At 53.0% G+C, this 18,613-nt stretch carries 16 protein-coding genes; 4 read left to right on the top strand and 12 right to left on the bottom strand.

Going from position 1 to position 18,613, the window contains the following annotated elements; genetic code table 11:
- Position 1 precedes the first annotated feature (1 nt).
- Positions 2-1,102, top strand: coding sequence for an HD-GYP domain-containing protein (locus JF44_RS0113470; protein ID WP_052065899.1), 1,101 nt, complete (start codon positions 2-4; stop codon positions 1,100-1,102).
- Positions 1,103-1,105: 3 nt separating this feature from the next.
- On the opposite strand, the gene JF44_RS0113465 is transcribed toward JF44_RS0113470, so the two are convergent.
- Together JF44_RS0113465 and JF44_RS0113460 are read right to left on the bottom strand one after the other, a co-directional pair.
- Complete coding sequence (locus JF44_RS0113465; protein ID WP_052065890.1) at positions 1,106-1,555, bottom strand: M67 family metallopeptidase; 450 nt, start codon at positions 1,553-1,555, stop codon at positions 1,106-1,108.
- 91 nt (positions 1,556-1,646) lie between these two features.
- Complete coding sequence (locus JF44_RS0113460; RefSeq protein WP_033069515.1) at positions 1,647-2,012, bottom strand: hypothetical protein; 366 nt, start codon at positions 2,010-2,012, stop codon at positions 1,647-1,649.
- A 260-nt stretch (positions 2,013-2,272) separates the two neighbouring features.
- Here JF44_RS0113460 and JF44_RS0113455 point away from each other — a divergent pair, with 260 nt between their 5' ends.
- Together JF44_RS0113455 and rpoH are read left to right on the top strand one after the other, a co-directional pair.
- A complete protein-coding gene (locus JF44_RS0113455) occupies positions 2,273-3,244 on the top strand; it encodes an RluA family pseudouridine synthase (protein ID WP_033069514.1) in 972 nt (323 codons plus the stop codon).
- Between the two features lie 119 nt (positions 3,245-3,363).
- Positions 3,364-4,230: an RNA polymerase sigma factor RpoH gene (rpoH, locus tag JF44_RS0113450; RefSeq protein ID WP_033069513.1), complete on the top strand. Its 867-nt coding sequence runs from the start codon at positions 3,364-3,366 to the stop codon at positions 4,228-4,230.
- 107 nt (positions 4,231-4,337) lie between these two features.
- Here rpoH and JF44_RS0113445 read toward each other — a convergent pair whose 3' ends face one another.
- The 10 genes from JF44_RS0113445 to JF44_RS0113400 form a co-directional block, all read right to left on the bottom strand.
- Positions 4,338-4,820 (bottom strand): hypothetical protein, encoded by a 483-nt coding sequence (locus tag JF44_RS0113445; protein WP_033069512.1) that lies wholly within the window; start codon positions 4,818-4,820, stop codon positions 4,338-4,340.
- A 9-nt stretch (positions 4,821-4,829) separates the two neighbouring features.
- The gene (locus JF44_RS0113440) at positions 4,830-6,962 is read right to left on the bottom strand and encodes a serine/threonine-protein kinase (RefSeq protein WP_033069511.1); all 2,133 of its coding nucleotides are present in this window, start codon (positions 6,960-6,962) and stop codon (positions 4,830-4,832) included.
- Positions 6,963-7,210: 248 nt separating this feature from the next.
- Positions 7,211-8,506, bottom strand: coding sequence for an adenylosuccinate synthase (locus JF44_RS0113435; RefSeq protein WP_033069510.1), 1,296 nt, complete (start codon positions 8,504-8,506; stop codon positions 7,211-7,213).
- Positions 8,507-8,541: 35 nt separating this feature from the next.
- Entirely contained in the window at positions 8,542-9,708 is a 1,167-nt protein-coding gene (locus tag JF44_RS0113430) for an ATP phosphoribosyltransferase regulatory subunit (protein ID WP_033069509.1), read from the bottom strand.
- A 156-nt stretch (positions 9,709-9,864) separates the two neighbouring features.
- Positions 9,865-11,046, bottom strand: a complete 1,182-nt coding sequence (locus JF44_RS0113425; RefSeq protein WP_033069939.1) for a phosphoserine transaminase — start codon at positions 11,044-11,046, stop codon at positions 9,865-9,867.
- Positions 11,047-11,221: 175 nt separating this feature from the next.
- Positions 11,222-13,090, bottom strand: a complete 1,869-nt coding sequence (locus JF44_RS0113420) for an SLC13 family permease (protein ID WP_033069938.1) — start codon at positions 13,088-13,090, stop codon at positions 11,222-11,224.
- 266 nt (positions 13,091-13,356) lie between these two features.
- Positions 13,357-14,196, bottom strand: a complete 840-nt coding sequence (locus JF44_RS0113415) for a PhzF family phenazine biosynthesis protein (protein ID WP_033069508.1) — start codon at positions 14,194-14,196, stop codon at positions 13,357-13,359.
- Positions 14,197-14,282: 86 nt separating this feature from the next.
- A complete protein-coding gene (locus JF44_RS0113410; protein ID WP_052065888.1) occupies positions 14,283-15,713 on the bottom strand; it encodes a pyridoxal phosphate-dependent decarboxylase family protein in 1,431 nt (476 codons plus the stop codon).
- On the bottom strand, positions 15,710-16,672 hold the full coding sequence (locus JF44_RS0113405) for a threonine dehydratase (RefSeq protein ID WP_033069507.1): 963 nt from the start codon (positions 16,670-16,672) through the stop codon (positions 15,710-15,712). The genes JF44_RS0113410 and JF44_RS0113405 overlap by 4 nt, the downstream gene beginning before the upstream one ends.
- Positions 16,673-16,783: 111 nt before the next feature.
- Entirely contained in the window at positions 16,784-17,068 is a 285-nt protein-coding gene (locus tag JF44_RS0113400; protein WP_033069936.1) for a DUF1127 domain-containing protein, read from the bottom strand.
- A 79-nt stretch (positions 17,069-17,147) separates the two neighbouring features.
- Here JF44_RS0113400 and JF44_RS0113395 point away from each other — a divergent pair, with 79 nt between their 5' ends.
- Positions 17,148-18,611, top strand: a complete 1,464-nt coding sequence (locus JF44_RS0113395) for an aminotransferase-like domain-containing protein (RefSeq protein WP_033069506.1) — start codon at positions 17,148-17,150, stop codon at positions 18,609-18,611.
- Positions 18,612-18,613 lie beyond the last annotated feature (2 nt).

Genomic DNA, 18,613 nt, shown 5'->3' with positions numbered 1-18,613 from the left:
CGTGACAGAACACCAGAACAACATAATCCACATCCTGTATGATGGCGAAAGCCCGGGACGTTTTCCGACGGCATTGATGGGCTTTGCCGTCAGGATTCTTGATCCCAAAAAACCAATCCCTGCCGACATCATGCTTTTGATGGTCGATGTTGATTTACGTGATCCTGATATGATTTCCCGCCTGCAGGCATTTCGCAAGGTATCGCAACGTGGTGCCGAACAAATCTTCGCGATCGGCAAAAATGATCTGCAGGATGAATTACAGGCAACGGCACTGGGCGCGCGTAAAACAATCATCAAGCCTCTTACGGAAAAGGCAGTTGCACAGTACATCCTAGAATGCCGTGAAACACTTGGAATACATGGGGAAACGGCCGTTAAATCCGTTCAGGGCGGCGCAGACGCCATTCAAAACAGTCTCGACAGACTTCAAGATGGTCTTCCTGTTGATATCGACAAGATCGCAGAGGCCGGAAGTAATATAGCCACCTCGATTGCTGATCTTGGAATCGCCGAATGGCTTAGCACAGTCAGAGTTTATCACCAGTCGACATTTCAGCATATCCTGCTGGTTACCGGTATTGCCTGTGCATTTGGGCAACATACCGGAATGAGCAAAGCAGATATTGCCAAACTGACGCAGGCCGGACTGTTGCATGACATCGGCAAGGTATGGATTTCCGACGCTATTCTCGATAAACCGGGAAAACTCAGTGACGAGGAATTCACCATCATCAAAAGGCATCCCGTTGACGGCTTTAACAAGCTCATGGAACAGGGAAATGTCAGTCCAGATATCCTTCACGGGGTTAAACACCACCATGAATACCTTGATGGCAGTGGCTACCCCGATGGCCTAATGGCACAGGATATCCCCGACCTAACCCGCATACTGACGATCTGCGATATCATGGGCGCACTGCTTGAAGAACGCTCCTACAAGCCGCCATTTAGCGCCGAAAAGTCGATATCCATTCTCAAGGGTATGGGCAAGGAAGGGAAAATTGAACTGGCTCTTGTACTGGCGCTTGAGTCAATGATGAAGCATCAGGTTCCCAAGGCACATGTGCCATCAACGCCACCACAAAGCCAAAGCGCCTAGGGGTCAGGACGCATCACTGACCAGCTTGCACTTGCGGAAATAACGCGCAACTGCGCCTTGTGTCTCTTCCTGATCCTGGTGGCGGTGAATGGCGCGATACATCCCGCTTGCAAGCGCACCGGAATGAGCCGTTGCGATAACCAACCACAAAAACCCGTCTTCATCAGCCCGTTCGCAATCCTTGGGCGATGGCAGGGCCTTGCCATTGGGATGTGAATGAAAACACCCCACGACCAGCTCGCCCCTCTCACGGGCGGAACGGTGGGTATTGATCAGGGTTTGCGGATCAATTTCGAACGTTGTCTGTGGGTGTTCTGAAATGTTTTTGGCAAATACAACCCGGAGGATCCGGTTTGGGTTCAGTTGATCAGCAACAAGCAGGCCACAGGCTTCCTCGGGCCATTGCAAGGCAGCAAAGTCGCAAATCTCCGTATGCAGATCATCAGCAAGCATGACATGGGCAACTTCCCCAGAGGCCGAAGTTGATGTGTGCCCCCGTCGCTGCCCATTCTCCATGATCGGTATTTCCCTCAAAGGATCAATTTTATTGGTTTGCGTGTTTAAGGATAATGCGCCCAAGGACTGTTTTTTTGCCAAGAGAAACAATAATCAGACGCGCACCATTTCCGTTCGCACCTTCGATGTGCAAGGTTACCTGATCCCCCTGCACTGTATATCCGACCAACCGTTCATCATCTTTAACGTCAAGGACGATATCACCAAATTCAGCCAGGGTGTCATATTCATCAGCGTTTGCTGAACCGGAAACAGGCACAGACGGCTTGGTAACATTGGGGGCTGTTTCTGTATCCGTTGCGTTCTTGTCCAGCGACAGACCATAGGCAACAAGCCCAATGCCCACCACGATCAAAACGCCCATAAACGCAACCAAAGCCTTAACTACACGCATCGTATTTCCAACTGACAAAGCTTGATGAAACCCGCATGCTCGCCCAAGAGCGATCACACAAAACACTCTCCAACGCCATAGCGACAAGCACGATCAAATGCAAGGTAACAACACATCACACCGCGGTTTGACCACAGGTATGAAATGAACCATTGTCGCAATTCGTTGCAATCGCCGGTCAAAACGCTAAAAACTGCCAACACACAGCGCAATTTCCGAATTCACAGTGACCAATATAGAAAAGACACCAACAGCGGCCAATGTCTGACAGTCTGACCTACAAAGCGACAAACGATGATGAAGGAGCCCGCCTTGACAAGGTGCTGGCGGGCGCCTGGCCCGATCAGTCGCGCTCACGCATCAAGGCATTGATTGAAGACGGGCAACTAACGCTTAACGGGCTGCCAGCGCGCAAGATGTCGGCAAAGGTACGGGAAGGCGATATTTTTCACCTAATCGTCCCCCCACCCGAAGAAGCCGAACCAACCCCGGAAGACATCAAGCTTGATGTGCTCTACGAGGATGACGACCTTCTTGTGATCAACAAGCCTGCCGGCATGGTTGTTCATCCCGCCGCAGGCAATGAAAGCGGAACACTGGTGAATGCGCTTCTGGCCCATTGTGGTAGCAGCCTGTCGGGCATTGGTGGTGTGAAACGCCCGGGAATTGTCCATCGGCTTGATAAGGATACCAGTGGCGCCATGGTGGTTGCCAAGAATGACACCGCCCATCGTGCCCTTTCAAATCTGTTTTCCGAGGATAAGGAAAATATTGATCGTGCATACCTTGCGGTTGTGTGGGGAACCCCGCGCCCCCTTGTCGGTGATATTGAGGGAAATATCGGCCGCAGCCCAAGCAACCGCAAGAAGATGACAGTTCTAAAAAATACCGGAAAATACGCACTAACCCACTATAAAACACTCAAGACTCGCGACGACTCGTTGGCATCTCTTGTCGAATGTCGCCTTGCAACCGGCAGGACGCACCAAATCCGCGTTCATATGCACCATATCGGCCATTCAATTGTGTGTGATCCAGTTTACGGTCGCAATAAAGCTGTCCTAAAGTGCAACCATAAGGCGCAAGCAGTTTTGAATGAATTCACCAAACAGGCGCTACATGCCAGAACTCTGGGTTTTTTACACCCTCGCACGGGTGCATACATATCGACCGAGGCACCGATTCCAGATGACCTGGCTGAGGTCATAAGCGCCCTAAACCTATACCTATGAATAGTTAACACTAGACATATAGTATACTTTTTCATTGACGACCTCTAATACCCCCGTATAAGATTTTTGAAAGTGCAAGGGGATACATGCACTTTTTGAAAGCAATACGGGAGGCTTCAATGAAACAGGGAAATGCTCTTCCAGTCATCTCCAAAGATGGTTTAACTGTGTACCTTCAGCGTATACGCCGTTACCCGATGCTTACCCCCGAACAAGAAGTCCAATATGCCTGTGACTTCCGGGACAAGGATTGTGACAAATCTGCCGAGAAACTGATTACCAGCCATTTGCGTCTGGTTGCCAAGATCGCGATGAGCTACCGCGGTTATGGTCTGCCCATTAATGAACTGATTTCCGAGGGCAATGTCGGCCTGCTGCAGTCTGTTAAACGATTTGACCCCGACAAGGGCTTCCGGCTTGCCACATACGCCATGTGGTGGATCCGTGCCGCCATCCAGGAATATATCCTTCATTCCTGGTCACTCGTGAAAATGGGCACAACGGCAGCTCAGAAAAAGCTTTTCTTTAACCTTCGCAAACTCAAAAGCCAGATGCAGGCGATTGACGAAGGTGACCTGCAGCCAGAACAGGTCGAACTGATCGCAACCAAGCTTAACGTCTCCGAAGACGACGTGATCATGATGAACCGCCGTCTTGCAGGCCCGGACCATTCGCTCAATGCCCCTGTGCGCGTTGACGGCGATGGCGAATGGGTAGACTGGCTTGAAAGCGACGAAGAAGATCAGGAATCACTGTTTGGCAAACGCGAAGAATTCCTGCAGCGGATGGGTATGTTGAAGAATGCGATGTCGCACCTAAATGAGCGCGAGCGCGACATTCTCACACAGCGCCGCCTGCTTGAAAGCCCGGTGACACTTGAAAATCTTAGTGTTGCCTATGGCATCTCACGCGAACGTATTCGTCAGATTGAAGTTCGCGCCTTTGAGAAAGTCCGGAAATCCATTCACACGGATCTTCCCCATTAACCAGAACACTGTCGTCTTTTTCCCCCTTTGTAACGACTAACGGCGGACATTTGTCCGCCGCTTTTTTTTTGATTTCGTTGTAAATTAAAATCGGATCGGAACCCTGTTCAGTTGCCCGAACGGTCGACTTCCTTGATCAGACTATCGCCCCAGGTTTTTATCAAACCACGCTGTTTCTTGCGCAGTTCACTTACGCGGCGCTGTGCCGACAGGTTCAGCACATTTGCAACAATCGGTGGCATCGCAAGATACAGCAACCAGCCAAGCCCCGCTGCGCCATACATGATCGACAATGCAAGGGGTTGGAAAATTTGCTGGGTTGCGCTGCCAACCGTTTGAGACGGCACCTGCCATAACTCAAGAATATAGGGCGCCACACCGGAAAAGTTCAGACCAAACACACAGCGTGCCATCGTTCTGCCCGGGCTTCGATCAAAGATGAAGGCCGCCATAGATGGCAACAGCCCGACCGTCAGCGTAATGAAGGTGGGTAATGCGACCATAAACAACAGCACAGCGGATGCGACAACCGACAAACCGGAAAATGCGCTGCGACCGCCTTTTGCACCTTTACCCTTACCTTTTGCCATGCTGATACCTTAAAAAATATACATCAAGAACAGTGCTGAAACCGTCAGCAACGCAATCATGGTCGATGCGAATGCTGCCGCCTGCTGGCCGACTTTTTCTGCCATTTCAAGGCGTGCAGGTCCTGACGATTCCAAATCAAACACTTCGCTTTCGGCTTCGGAATATTCTGCAACAGCGTCAACAAATTCCGATTGGTCCTTGCGACGTTCCTGTTCGTCATTGATCAGGTTGTACAGCTCAACCAGATTGCCGCGTTTCGCCAATTTGGGAATTTCTGTCTCAACCCGCTCTCGGCGCGCTTTGCTGTGAAACACCTTGATCGCCGGCTCCATTAGGCGCGACACCCAGTGCGACAGGTTTTGCAGATTATCCGGCCCATGACGCCATTGAACGATGGCCAACATACTGATGATGGCGCGGCTATATTCCACTTCATCTGACGGATTTTGCATCGCCATCAGTTGGCCTTCAACGTCGTCTTCCAGACGGGTTGCAATGAAGGCCGCGATATGGCGGTCCACCGGCCAGCTTTCTTCCGATGCTGTTTCTGCCGCTTTTTCCAGCGCGGGCATTAGTTCGCCAATATCCACAACATATTCCTGCTCCACGAGCGGGCTCAGGCAATGCTGGTTGCGCACAGTTGCATAAAGACAGCGTTCGTAACCATAACCGGCGCTTTGTTGCTGAATGTAATAGCGTAAATTTTTGTAGAGTTGCTGATGCTTTTGAACTTCTGGGCTGTACCCTTCCTGCCGGGCGAACCAGAAGGACGGAATATCGCGCACGATAACATCGGCAAAACGTTGCGGCCCGCGACCATGCTGAACATCATAGGACAGCATAAAGCCAAGGCCGTCGATCATCGCCGAAAAGCCCTTGAACCGAATCGGTCCCGACGGGTCCAAAATCAGAATGGACCGGGCAATCAAAACATCTTCGGCTGATCTCTTGTCGGTTCCCGCCCACTGTAGTTGTCGCATGGCATCAGACATGGCCTTTGCCCGATCATTGTCACCCAGCCCGCGACGCAGCCAAATTTCGACCGTACTGTCACGCAAGGGCACAAGGGCTGTGACCCAGTTCGTGGCGATGCCCTGTGCCAGCGCACGTACCGTGTAATAATCCCGCCCGGCCAGGTTCTGCGAACGTGCCGCACGTTTTTCCGTATTAGCCTGCACGGGCTTGGTTCGCCGTCCATCAAGCCAGGCATTCAGTTCGGCCAAACCCCAACGTTCTTCAGGGTCATCACACAATAGCCCCCTTACCGGCTCGATCAGAACAAGTGGTAACTTTTCCTGCGAGGCAATGGCCTGAAACGATCCCTTGGACAGCTTCAGGTCCATGACCTCCTGATCGCTCAGTTTCTTGAGCGGCAGTCGGCCAATTCCCAATTCCGCAAGTGTCATACCCAGCGCATAGAAGTCATCTTCTGTCGTGCCCGACCCGCGACCTGCGGGTTCTGCGCTCATGCGGGCTGTCGTTTCATAGACAAGTGGCTGGTCATAACCGGGCGGACCACTGGCGCAATCACCAAGAACGACCTTCTCGCGCGATGCATCAGCAAAGAACAGGTTGTCTGCCCGGATGTTTCGGTGTGCCAGCCCCTTTTCACCAAAGGCCTGAATAACACTCATCAACGGTTCAACCACAACGGTCGCGATGTCGTGCTCATCAATGGGAAGCTTCTTATTGTCCTTGGCGGATACTTTTCCACCTGCAGGCTTCTCATAGAACAGCACCATGGTTCGGCGACCAAATGGCGGCCAATAGGCGATCTCATAGTCAAGAAGATCAATCTGACCCGCCATATGCATGCCGGTCAGGAAATTGATATGGTCCTGGCGGGTTGGCAAAACCGGATCAGACACAATCGCAAAGGCACTGCCCTCGTCGCGGCGCAGGTTATCAGCAGAATAGGCTTTGCAATGCCCCATATCGAATTCGGGCATCCGCAAGTCCATGAAAACACGGAAATTGCCGATCTCGACACTTTTTCCGCCAGTACTGACCTCAACCTCTTCTTCAGATGGTACTTCAGATTCTGCAGGCGCAGGTGCGCCGCCGCCCGGTGCATCCATCACCGATTCTGTCGCAGCACCGTTCGAAACGTCCTGTTCCTGATCTTCAGCTTGCTCTGCCATGATCCTGATATTTCTTTATGCGTTATCATCCCTGAGTGACGCGTGATCAATCTGATCGACAGTCCTCCTGACATATCAATCCGTACGCTATCCTCCAAAGGTTGATAAAACGATACTTGCGATGCCCCTCAGGGGCAAGCGGTTATCCGCCCCGAGCAGTTTCACACACCGGACAAACCATTCATTTGAAACTAAAAAAGCCACCGGTCGGAACCGGTGGCTTTTGAAATCACGCATATGGATGGCCTTTAGCCGCTGAACGGGTCATGAACCAGAATGGTGTCATCACGTTCCGGACTGGTCGAAAGCAGCGCAACCGGTGCTTCGATCAGTTCTTCAATACGGCGCACATATTTGATGGCAGCAGCCGGAAGATCGGCCCAGCTGCGTGCGCCCATTGTCGTGTCCGACCATCCTTCGATGGTTTCATAAACCGGCTTGGCTTTGGCCTGAAGACGCTGGTTTGCCGGCAGGTGGTCATAAACTTCACCGTCGATGTCATAACCGGTGCAAATTTTGATTTCATCAAACCCATCAAGGACATCAAGCTTGGTCAGCGCAATACCGGTAATGCCGTTGACCTTTACGGACTGGCGAACAAGAGCGGCATCGAACCAGCCACAGCGGCGCTTACGCCCAGTGACAACACCGAATTCATGACCGCGTTCACCAAGTCGGGTGCCATCTTCGTCAAACAGTTCGGACGGGAACGGGCCTTCGCCAACGCGCGTGGTGTAGGCCTTGGTGATGCCCAGAACATAACCGACACCCGACGGGCCCATACCGGAACCGGCAGCGGCCTGTCCCGATACGGTGTTCGAGGATGTCACAAACGGGTATGTGCCATGATCGATATCAAGCATCGTGCCCTGCGCACCTTCAAACAGGATACGCTTGCCAGCTTCCTTGAACTGATTAAGCGACTTCCAAACCGTATCGGAAAACGGCAGGATTTTCGGTGCGATTTCCTTGAGCTGCGCAAGAAGCTCAGAACCTTCGACTTCAGGCTGTCCAAGGCCGCGCAGCAGCGCGTTATGATGGGTCAGAAGGTTTTCGACTTTGGCTTCGAGAAGATCGGTATCGGCAAGATCACCAACACGGATCGCACGGCGACCAACGCGGTCCTCATAGGCCGGGCCGATACCACGACCGGTGGTGCCAATCTTGTTGTCACCAGATGCTGCGGCTTCGCGTGCACGGTCAAGGTTGCCATGCAGCGGAAGGATAAGGCAGGCATTTTCGGCCAGACGCAGGTTTTCCGGCGTGATGTTCACCCCCTGCTCTTTCAGGCGGTCAATCTCGGCCAGCAGCGCCCACGGATCAACAACAACGCCGTTGCCGATAACCGAAAGTTTATTCTGGCGCACGATGCCTGATGGCAGCAGGCTCAGCTTATAAGTCGTCCCGTCGATCACCAAAGTATGACCGGCATTATGACCACCCTGGAAACGTACAACGACGTCTGCCCGTTCGGACAGCCAGTCAACGATCTTGCCTTTACCTTCGTCCCCCCACTGGGAACCGATCACGGCAACATTGGTCATCGCAAAACTCCTTGCGCGATAGAAATTACGTTTGATTACGCGCTCAGCGGTACAACCTGACCGCCAAGGTAAATATGATTGCAGCCCATGCTGCGTGCTTCAACGCGCGCGGCCGCTTCGGTTTTGGCTTCCGCCGCACCTTCAAGTGCGGCAACCGTGTAATGGCCTTCTGCACGCAACTGTCGTGCTTCACGCTGTGGTGTGCCAAGCGGAAGGTAAACACGGTCAAGCACCTCTGCCCCCGGAAGTCCGCGCAAAATGCTATCCATATAAAGTGACATGCCTGTTGCGGCTTCACCTGATGCACCACCGGCACGATAACGCCCTCCACGGCCAATCTCGCCACGGACATTACGCGCAAACAGCGTAAAGCTGACGCCCGTTTGATAGCGGAAACCAGCCATTTCAACAGGATCAATCGTCAGGGCGGCATCAAGGCCTGATGCCAAAACGCGCTCTGCCACATCAATCAGGCGATATAATTCTTCAGATGCGCCCAGCGGCAGCTCAAGCTTTTTGAGTTTCGGCAGCGCGGTTTGTGCTGGTCCGGCAGCTTCAAGCAGTGCAACCAGAACACCCGTGACCTTGCCGTCGGCAGCACGAATGGCCGCGACATCGCGGCGTTCAAGCGCCTCGGTCAGGGCTTCGCGTTCATCGCCCGACACACCAAAGGCATCAAACAGGCGCACCGGAAGGGTCGGCAAATTAAGATCAACAGAAACGTCGGCCAACCCGATGCTATCAAGCGCTTCAAGCGCAAGCAGGACAATTTCGGTATCTGCAGCGGCACTGGAAACACCGATCAACTCGGCACCGACCTGGGCAAACTGGCGTTCCGGGCGCAAATGCGATCCCTTGATGCGCAGAACGTCACCGGAATAGGAAAGACGCAAGGGGCGCGGCGCATCAACCAATCGGGTTGCAGCAATTCGGCCGACCTGCGGGGTCATATCCGAACGCAATCCCATCATGCGGCGCGATTCAGGGTCCATCAGACGAAATGTCTGAGTCGCCAATTCGGGGGCCGCCCCTTCAAGCAGGCTTTCTTCAAACTCGACCAAAGGCGTTTTCACGCGGTCATAGCCTGCATGTGCCAGACTGGCCATCAGCTTTTCACGGATTTCAGCTTCCCGTGCGGCGGTTCCTGGCAGGACATCCTGCAGGCCGGCGGGCAATAGAGCTTTCCTGGCGAGTTCGGTCATTATGTGTGCTTTCCCGGACGAGGCGCGCGAATTCAAATTGATAATTTCCTGAGTCTGGCTCAGGGCTCACTATCCGGTAGCGGTTACTACCGTGTTGTGCCGGACAGGGCAACGGGGAAAACCCCTAAAACGCAAATAATACGTAAGAAATACGCGTTATCCAGCGTCAAATTCCGCTTTTACCGTCGCATAAGCCCAATCCAGCCACGGCAATAGCGCCTTGATATCACTGGGTTCCACGGTTGCACCGCCCCAAATTCTCAGGCCCGCAGGCGCATCGCGATATCCATTGATATCAAGTGCAACATTTTCAGCTTCAAGAAGCTGGGAAATCTTTTTCGGTAGTGCGGCCTGCTGATCCGCACTCAATGCCAGTGCCCATGGGTCAATGATCTTGATGCACATTGACGTGTTTGATGCCGTTGCAGGATCTTCGGCAAGATCAGCCGCCCAGTCACTTTTGGCAAGCCACGCATCAAGATGAGCCCGGCTTGCACGCGTCCGTTTGAGCAAACCTTCAAGACCGCCAATGTCCTCGGCCCATTTCAGTGTATCAATCGCATCTTCGACCACCAGCATGGACGGGGTATTGATGGTTTCACCACGGAAAATACCATCAATTAACTTTCCGCCCTTGGTCATGCGGAAGATTTTTGGCAGCGGCCAAGTTGGCGTATAGCTTTCAAGACGCTCGACCGCGCGCGGGCTCAGGATGATGACGCCATGACCGCCCTCGCCGCCCAGAACTTTCTGCCAGCTATAAGTCACCACATCGAGTTTTTCCCATGGCAATTCCATGGCAAAAATCGCCGAGGTGGCATCGCAAACGGTAAGGCCCTTGCGATCATCGGCAATCCAGTCGCCATTAGGCACCCGTACACCGGCGGTTGTCCCGTTCCAGGTAAAGACAACGTCGCGATCAAAATCAACCGCACCCAGATCAGGAAGTTTTCCATAATCGCCTTCAAGGGTACGCACGTCGTCAAGTTTAAGTTGCTTGATCACATCCGTGACCCACGTCGCACCGAAGCTTTCCCACGCCAGCATATCAACACCGCGTGCGCCCAGCATCGACCAAAGCGCCATTTCCACCGCACCGGTATCAGAAGCCGGAACAACACCCAGCAGATAATCATCGGGAAGGTTTAGAATGGCGCGCGAGCGGTCAATCACCTCCTCCAGGCGCTGTTTACCCAGTTTTGATCTATGCGAACGACCAAGGACTTCCGTCTGCAATGCTTCTGCTGACCACCCCGGGCGTTTTTTGCACGGGCCCGACGAGAAATTCGGGCTGGCTGGACGAAGTGTCGGCTTGGCAAGTGTGGCAGTCTGTGCCATCGGCATATTCCTGAGCAAAAAGAAAGACCCCCGCGGGTCATTCAAGATCAATTTAGGGAGCTGATCCTATTGTGAGCAAGGCAAAAGTCAAACGCCTTCCACACAAACGCGCCAGCCAAATTTGCATGGCTGAATTGGTGGGTTATTCCCATGTTTCAATTGGGGTTTAACCAGATCAAAACGGGATATCGTAATACCATGGCGCGAACAGGCTAAACGCAATCCAGAGCACAATAATCAAAGGCGTTCCCGCCTTCAGGAAGTCAATAAAGCGATAATGCCCCGGCCCCATGACAAGAAGGTTGGTTTGATAGCCCACAGGCGACGCAAACGAACAGTTTGCCGCCATCACCACCGCTATTGCAAAGACATGCGGCTCGACACCAAGTTGCTGTGCCATGCCGATCCCGATTGGCGTGAAAAGAACCGCACAGGCATTGTTTGACAGAACATTGGTAAATCCGGCCACAATCAGGAAGAACAACGACAGGATTACCGGTGCTGGCGCGCCATCCGTCACAGCAAGCAACTGATCAGCTACGAACTCTGCCCCACCGGTTAACTGCAGGGCGTTACCCAATGCAAGTGCGGCCGCAACCAGCAGGACAATCTTGCGATCAATAGCACGCGATGCCTGGCGCAAGTTAAGCGCGCCAGACGCAATCATTAAACCAGCGCCGATAAAGCTTGATACCACAATCGGCACAACACCGGTGGCTGCCAACGCGATGACACCAAGGAAAATTGCCGCCGCCCGACGCGCATGGAACGGTCGGGGCAAAGTACGTGTTGACCATTCCAGCAACACCACATCACGAATAGTCCGAAGCGCTTCGACATCTTCAGAACGCCCCTGCACCAGCAACACATCCCCGGCTTCAAGCCGGATTTCTGTCATCTGGGTGCGGATCATCCGTGATCGGCGCTGGATACCCAAAACCAGGCATTTGTACTGATATCGGAAACCGATCTGCTCAAGATTAAACCCAATCAGACGAGATCCCGGCGGCAACATGACCTCTGCCAGAAGCTGTGTTGATTTCTGCGGAACTTCGTCCCCGTCGGTCACTGCTGCGGCATCCGAATGCAGCAATCCGGGATCTTTCTGCAAGGCCTCAGTAAGCGCCTTTCGGGTTGCGGCCACAACAAGGACATCGCCCGCCTGAATTTCCATATCATCTTCAAAGGGCGGCAGTTCGGCATGTTCGCGCCGGACAATCATCTGAATGGTGATGTTTGGCAAATTCTTGAAGAAACCGGCAACCGGTTTGGTGCCGATCATGTTGGCTGCCGGACCAACTGTGATCTGGGCGATGAATTGTTTGCCACTGCTATCGGGGTTCGCAAGCTTGCTGCGCATGGATGCAAGTGCCGGAAGAAAACGCGGCGCAATCAGCAAAACATATACAAACCCCGTAAGCGCAAGCACACTGCCAATTGTTGTGAACTCAAAAAACTCAAGTCCCGGCATGCCAAGCTCGATCAACGAGCTTGAAACCAAAAGGTTGGTCGAGGACCCTATCAACGTCGTCATCCCGCCAAGAATCGCCGCGTAGGAAAGCGGGATCATCAGGGATGATGGGGATCGTTCAATACGTTCGGCAAGCGCCTGAATAATAGGGATAAAAATAACAACGACCGGCGTGTTGTTCAGGAAGGCAGACATCACCATCACAACAAACAGGCCGATGAAAATCGCAACAGATGGTTTCTTGCCGCCGTGTTCGGTAATCAGACCAGCGATATAACTGACACCACCTGTCAGAACCATTCCCTGCCCGACAACCAGTAACGACAGAACCGTCAACAATGCCGGATTGGCAAAGCCGGACATGATTGTCCCAGCACCCAGAAGGTTATCGCCATCCGCATCAAGCAGCGGGAAGAACTCAAAGAACAGCAAAAGGGTCGCGATCAGCGCCATGCTGGTCAGCTCAAGAGAAATGCGCTCCAGCCCATACAAGATGAGCGATCCGGCAACGAGTGCAAGAACCACCCACATCTGCATCGGCGTCGCAGAACTGGCGACAACACTTTCGAGCACGATCAATCTACCCCTGTGAAACCTTCATTATTGCGGTTAACGCCACTTTTGCGTAAGCGCGACGTGCCCACAATCTTTGTATTTTGCCTTTTACTTAGACGAAAGCCCCGTAGCCCGGTCAATAAAAAAAACAAAGCAAATCAGCATCAATGCGGATTAATGGGTAGACGCCGTCACCCCATCCAAGGGCCTTTTAAGACTAAAATGGCGGGCAACTGTGATGCTGCCCGCCAAAAATATCAAAACCAAAAACATGCGGCACATGGTTACAAAGGGGTCGTAATTTCACCCTTCAGATACAGGATTACCTTGCCTTTCAGATGGACACGACCCCCATCGATTTTGCACGCGACCACACCACCGCGTGCGGAGGCCTGATAGCCAACAACCTCACTCTGCCCCAGTTTTTCCGCCCAATAGGGCGCGACTACGCAATGCATGTAACCTGTCACCGGATCTTCATCGATGCCAAGAGCTGGCAGGAAATAACGCGACACCATATCAAGTCCGGTTTTATCCCCCGGCGCACTCACGATCACACCGCGCCCAGAAAGTTTGCCAAGGGCAGACATATCAGGGCGCATAGCCCGAACGATACTGGCATCACGATAAATCGCAACGATGTCAGTATCACGACTGACAACGCCAAAGGTTTCAATTGGCGCCTCCCCCCCAAGGGCATCGACGACTTTCTGGTCAATGGGATCTGGTTTGATCGGCTGTCTGGGGAAATTCAGAACGATCGCATCACCGTCACGCACCGCACTGAGGATGCCGCTTTTGCTCTGCAACCTGATCATTTCGCCATCAAATCCAAGATGATTGAAAATGACAAACGCGCTGGCAAGCGTCGCATGCCCGCAAAGCGGCACCTCGACCGTTGGCGTAAACCAGCGAATATGGAAGTCGACATCATCATCTGCGGCGCAGGGGACAAAAAACGCCGTTTCAGACAGATTGTTTTCCATCGCGATCTTTTGCAGCACATCATCGGGCAACCATTGTACCAGCGGAACAACAGCAGCCGGGTTACCGGCAAACAATACATCGGTGAACGCATCGACTTGGTAGATCGGCAGCGTATTTGACAGACTATGAGGCGTCATTACGGTTCCTTGAAGTCAGCATATTTTCAAAGTGCGCTTAAGTTAGCTTTGCAGACATGTTTCTTATCGGTGATTGATCCCGATTTCTAAAGGGCGGCTTCAATGGCCTGCTTGATGACCACAAGATCATCCGTGCAGGTCCGCCAATTGCTAAATGCAGCGCGAAACCCAAATCGCCCACCATAGATCGTTGGGGTCAAAAACACTTTCCCGGTGGCGTTGATCCGATCAAGCAGCGCCCGATTGTCATCGTCACTGCCACGCGACGCAAACATCGTCACATTGAGTTTAGGTTCACGCAAAAGGTAAAGTTTTTCATCACCTCGCACCCACTCTGCAAGATCAGCAGCCTGATCGCAATTTGTCCGGATGATTGATGCAAAACCATCCCGGCCATAGGCCTTCAATGCCATCCAAAGCGGCAGCGCGCGAAACCGTCGGGAATTTTCAACCCCGCGGTTGATGTAACTATTCCCGTCTGCCTTGGTGTCAAGGTATGGCGCAAAGGCCCGGCAACAGGTTTCAAGTACCGACACATGGCGGGTAAAGAATATGCCACAATCATAAGGAACATTTAGCCACTTATGACCATCGGATGTAATGGAGTCCGCGCGTTCAATCCCCTTAAGGAAATGCGCGCGACGATCATCAAGTGCGGCAAACAACCCAAACGCTGCATCAACATGCAACCATGCACCATAAGCTGCACACAGATCTGCAATCGCTTCAAGGTTATCGAAATCCGTCGCATTGACGGTCCCTGCCGATGCGATGACGATCTTGCCCCGTGCATCACTGGCATCAAGTTTGGATTTCAAATCATCAACATCGGTTTCTTCCGATCCCGGCAACGTTGCGACCTTGGTAAAGGCACTTCGACCAATCCCGGCAATCGACAAGTCCTTGACCATGCTGGCATGTGGACTTGCAGCAAAAATCGCAAGATCAGGCAACACACCTGCACCATCAAGATCAACATTTACCCCGATCCGTTCACCGCACCATTGCCGGCCTGTAACCAGACCAAGCAAGTTTGAAACGGTGGCACCGGTGGTCAGAACACCGTCAAAGCGATCAGATGGCAATCCACCGAAATCGCAAAGCCAGTTGATCACCTGTTCTTCAACAGCCGCATTGACTGATCCTTCGGGGCCGGTTGCATTTTGGTCAACAGCACTTGCCAACCAATCCCCCACAAGGGCTGCCGGTGTCGTTCCACCGGTCACAAATCCGAGATACCGTGGGCCGATTGATGCGGCGAGCAGCGGCAGAATTTCCTCCTTCGCTGCCCGCAACGCATCAAGTGTACCGCTTCCCTGCCCTGATAAGGGGCGCGAGGGGTCAAAGGCAGAGATATCGCGGCAAGTTACATCCATGTCATCTGCGCCCTGAATAAAGCCATGTGCGACATCCCCTGTTTCGACAAGGATACGCCCAAGCTTTTCAAGGTCATCAAACATGAGATGACGTCCATCAACAGTGGGGCTGTCAGACGAACGATTTGAAACCCGGTTCATTTATTTTCTCCTGAAAGGATGCAGGCATAATCAGTTCGATCAGTATTTGCGCCGGTCAGGATCAGGGCAACTTTCTTGCCGATATTGCTTTCACGCTGCGCAATTGCCGCCGCCAAAGGCACAGCCCCTGCACCTTCGGCAAGGGCATGGCAAGAACTGAAATACAAGCGCATGGCGTCTTTGATTTGATCATCGCTGACCGCAACAATATCGGTGGCACCGCGTTTGATGATATCAAAGGCAGCCGGATCGGGGCTTCGACATGCCACACCATCGGCAAAGGTATCAGCCGTTGGTGCGCAGACCACCTCGCCGGTCAGGAACGACTGACGGACCGCATCCGCGCCGCTTGCCACCACACCAACAATTTCTGTCTTTAAACCAAGCGCATCCCGCGCTGTGATCAGCGAACAAATCCCCGATCCCATGCCAACCGGTACATAAACCCGATCAAGCCCGAGAATAGCATCAAACAGCTCAAGCCCATAACTGGCCACACCACGCACAATTTCGCGATGAAATGCGGGCACCATGACAAGGTCTTCTTGGGCGGCAAGCGCCTTGGCGTGTTCAGCGGCCTCCTGAAAATCGTGACCATGTTCGATCACCTCGGCGCCCCAGGCACGCATGGCGGCATTCTTTTCAACGGAATTCCCATATGGGACAATAATGGTTGCGGACATTCCGAACCGACTGGCCGCATGCGCAAGGCTTTGTCCGTGATTTCCCCGCGTTGCCGAGATAATGCCACGGTTCACATCAACCGATTTCGCAACATATCGACAAAAGGTCACACCTCCCCTGATCTTGAACGCACCAAGCCGGGTATGGTTTTCATGCTTCACATGCAGGGACAAGCCCGTTGCGCGGTCTAGCAGCGGCCATTGAATGGTCGGGGTCGGCGCAACATATTGATGCACAAAATCAGCCGCCTCGCGCAATTCGGTCAGATTGAACATTGTAATTGTATCCCTGATGGCCTGAAAATTGTGACAATAAACAATTGAAGGATCCCTCCACCGAACGGAGGCACAATGGGAGCAAAGTGCCTCCGTCATACGCGGCGGTGGCTAGCCGCGTCGGGGGAAGTCCGACAGGAACGGCTTTGCCAATTCCTGATCAATATCAGCACGCGTCACACCGATATCCCGAAGAGCCCGATCATCAAGCATTTTCAATGCAGACCGATCACGCGCACGGGCTTGAAGCAACGCAAGATGCTCAACCGCAGAGATCACCACACCAGCAATCGCCGCACGCCAGGTCACAGGTTTTTTACCCTGTGCACCGTTCATTACTGCGCGATCATTGACACGGATGCCCGGAATCTGGATTGTATCGTTACAATTCACCATTTCCATCTCCTTTTGGTTAATTGTCTCGATATTGTTTTGTCATTGACATCGTCATTGTGTCAATTTAAACATTGTCACCATGACAATATGGTTTCCAAAACTCGACGACGCTGGCGGACCTGTTTATAGACAGATCGCCCAAGCCATTCGCACCGCAGTCAAAGACGGTTCTCTTAAACCAGGAGACCGACTGCCAACTCACCGTGACCTTGCCTACCAACTTGGTGTGACGGTGGGGACTATCACGCGTTCATACCGCGAGGCAGAACGACTGGGACTTGTTGCCGGTGAAGTCGGACGTGGGACCTATGTTCTTGATAATATTCAGTCCGAACTGGATATGGCGGCCACCGCCCCCATCCCGCTTGCCTTTACCAACAATCTGAGCCAGATGGGGCGCCCGCCTGCGCGCGCACCTTCAACACCAGAAGGCAGCGACGGTGACGACACCGGCCCGATTAATTTTCGAATGAATTGCCCATTACCCCCGAAGGAAGGGCAAATTCGTCAAACCCTGCTTGATATCGCGCGCACCATGTCCGTCGATGATATGGTGTCCTATAAATCGGAATATGGTGTTGCCCACCAAAGAGAAGCACTGGCAAGTGCCGCAGGGCGACTGGGTCTGGATGACAATCCTGAACGGGTTTTACCAACCGCTGGCGTTCAGCACGGCATGACTGTTTCCCTGCTTGCAACCGTGCGCCCCGGTGATCTTGTTCTATGTGAAGAACTTACCTACCCAAACCTTCGCAGCCTTGCCAATCTTTTGCAGTTTCGCTTGCGCGGTATCACCATGGATGACGAGGGCATTATTCCTGACGCACTGGAAAACATGTGCCGGACACAAAGCCCACGCGCCATTTACCTGATGCCAACACTGCATAATCCGCTCTGCACGACCATGAGCCAGCAACGCCGCATCGAAATCGCTGAAATCCTGCGCAAGTACGATCTGACATTGATCGAAGACGGCATTTACCATTTCCTTGACCCGGATGCCCCGCCCCCCTTGTCCTGCTTTGCGCCAGAACGCAGCATTTATCTTGATGGGGTCTCCAAAAGCATCGGCGGTGGTTTGCGTGTCGGCTATATTCATGCCCCTGGTGAAATGATCGGCAAACTTGCCAGCGCCATCCGATCCACCTGCTGGATGGTATCAACCATCAACCTCGAACTCGTCACCCGCATGATCAACGACGGCAGCCTCGGGCAATACGAAGCATGGCACCGCGAAGAAGCAGCCCAGCGACTGGCTATTATTCTGGGCACACTTAAGGGATATGACGTTCGCTTCCATCCGACCAACTATCACGTTTGGCTGGAACTGCCCGATCATATTGATACTGGCGAACTTGTCATGAATGCAGCCAATAGCGGTGTTCTTTTGACAGCTGCACAGCAGTTCTCGGTTGGGCCTGTGCCGCGCGGGCTTCGCCTTTGCTTCGGCGCAGAACGGTCCATTGAACGTCTGCGCCGTGGCGTGCAAACGGTGGATCGCCTTCTAAAAAGCAGTGATTTCGGTGATGCTGTTGTCATGTAAGG

This window comes from Thalassospira australica, from assembly GCF_000763295.1.
GTDB lineage: Bacteria > Pseudomonadota > Alphaproteobacteria > Rhodospirillales > Thalassospiraceae > Thalassospira > Thalassospira australica.
Note: the sequence above shows the minus strand (reverse complement) of the source record. Positions and strands in the feature narration are given on the sequence as shown.

What these genes read in the sequence shown, in the direction of transcription:
- rpoH (WP_033069513.1), top strand. Translation starts at nt 3,364, where the DNA reads ATGAAACAGGGAAATGCTCTTCCAGTCATCTCCAAAGATGGTTTAACT.
- JF44_RS0113440 (WP_033069511.1), bottom strand. Translation starts at nt 6,962, where the DNA reads ATGGCAGAGCAAGCTGAAGATCAGGAACAGGACGTTTCGAACGGTGCT.
- JF44_RS0113415 (WP_033069508.1), bottom strand. Translation starts at nt 14,196, where the DNA reads ATGACGCCTCATAGTCTGTCAAATACGCTGCCGATCTACCAAGTCGAT.
- JF44_RS0113410 (WP_052065888.1), bottom strand. Translation starts at nt 15,713, where the DNA reads ATGAACCGGGTTTCAAATCGTTCGTCTGACAGCCCCACTGTTGATGGA.
- JF44_RS0113405 (WP_033069507.1), bottom strand. Translation starts at nt 16,672, where the DNA reads ATGTTCAATCTGACCGAATTGCGCGAGGCGGCTGATTTTGTGCATCAA.
- JF44_RS0113455 (WP_033069514.1), top strand. Translation starts at nt 2,273, where the DNA reads ATGTCTGACAGTCTGACCTACAAAGCGACAAACGATGATGAAGGAGCC.
- JF44_RS0113445 (WP_033069512.1), bottom strand. Translation starts at nt 4,820, where the DNA reads ATGGCAAAAGGTAAGGGTAAAGGTGCAAAAGGCGGTCGCAGCGCATTT.
- JF44_RS0113430 (WP_033069509.1), bottom strand. Translation starts at nt 9,708, where the DNA reads ATGACCGAACTCGCCAGGAAAGCTCTATTGCCCGCCGGCCTGCAGGAT.
- JF44_RS0113465 (WP_052065890.1), bottom strand. Translation starts at nt 1,555, where the DNA reads ATGCTTGCTGATGATCTGCATACGGAGATTTGCGACTTTGCTGCCTTG.
- JF44_RS0113400 (WP_033069936.1), bottom strand. Translation starts at nt 17,068, where the DNA reads ATGGTGAATTGTAACGATACAATCCAGATTCCGGGCATCCGTGTCAAT.
- JF44_RS0113395 (WP_033069506.1), top strand. Translation starts at nt 17,148, where the DNA reads ATGACAATATGGTTTCCAAAACTCGACGACGCTGGCGGACCTGTTTAT.
- JF44_RS0113435 (WP_033069510.1), bottom strand. Translation starts at nt 8,506, where the DNA reads ATGACCAATGTTGCCGTGATCGGTTCCCAGTGGGGGGACGAAGGTAAA.
- JF44_RS0113425 (WP_033069939.1), bottom strand. Translation starts at nt 11,046, where the DNA reads ATGGCACAGACTGCCACACTTGCCAAGCCGACACTTCGTCCAGCCAGC.
- JF44_RS0113460 (WP_033069515.1), bottom strand. Translation starts at nt 2,012, where the DNA reads ATGCGTGTAGTTAAGGCTTTGGTTGCGTTTATGGGCGTTTTGATCGTG.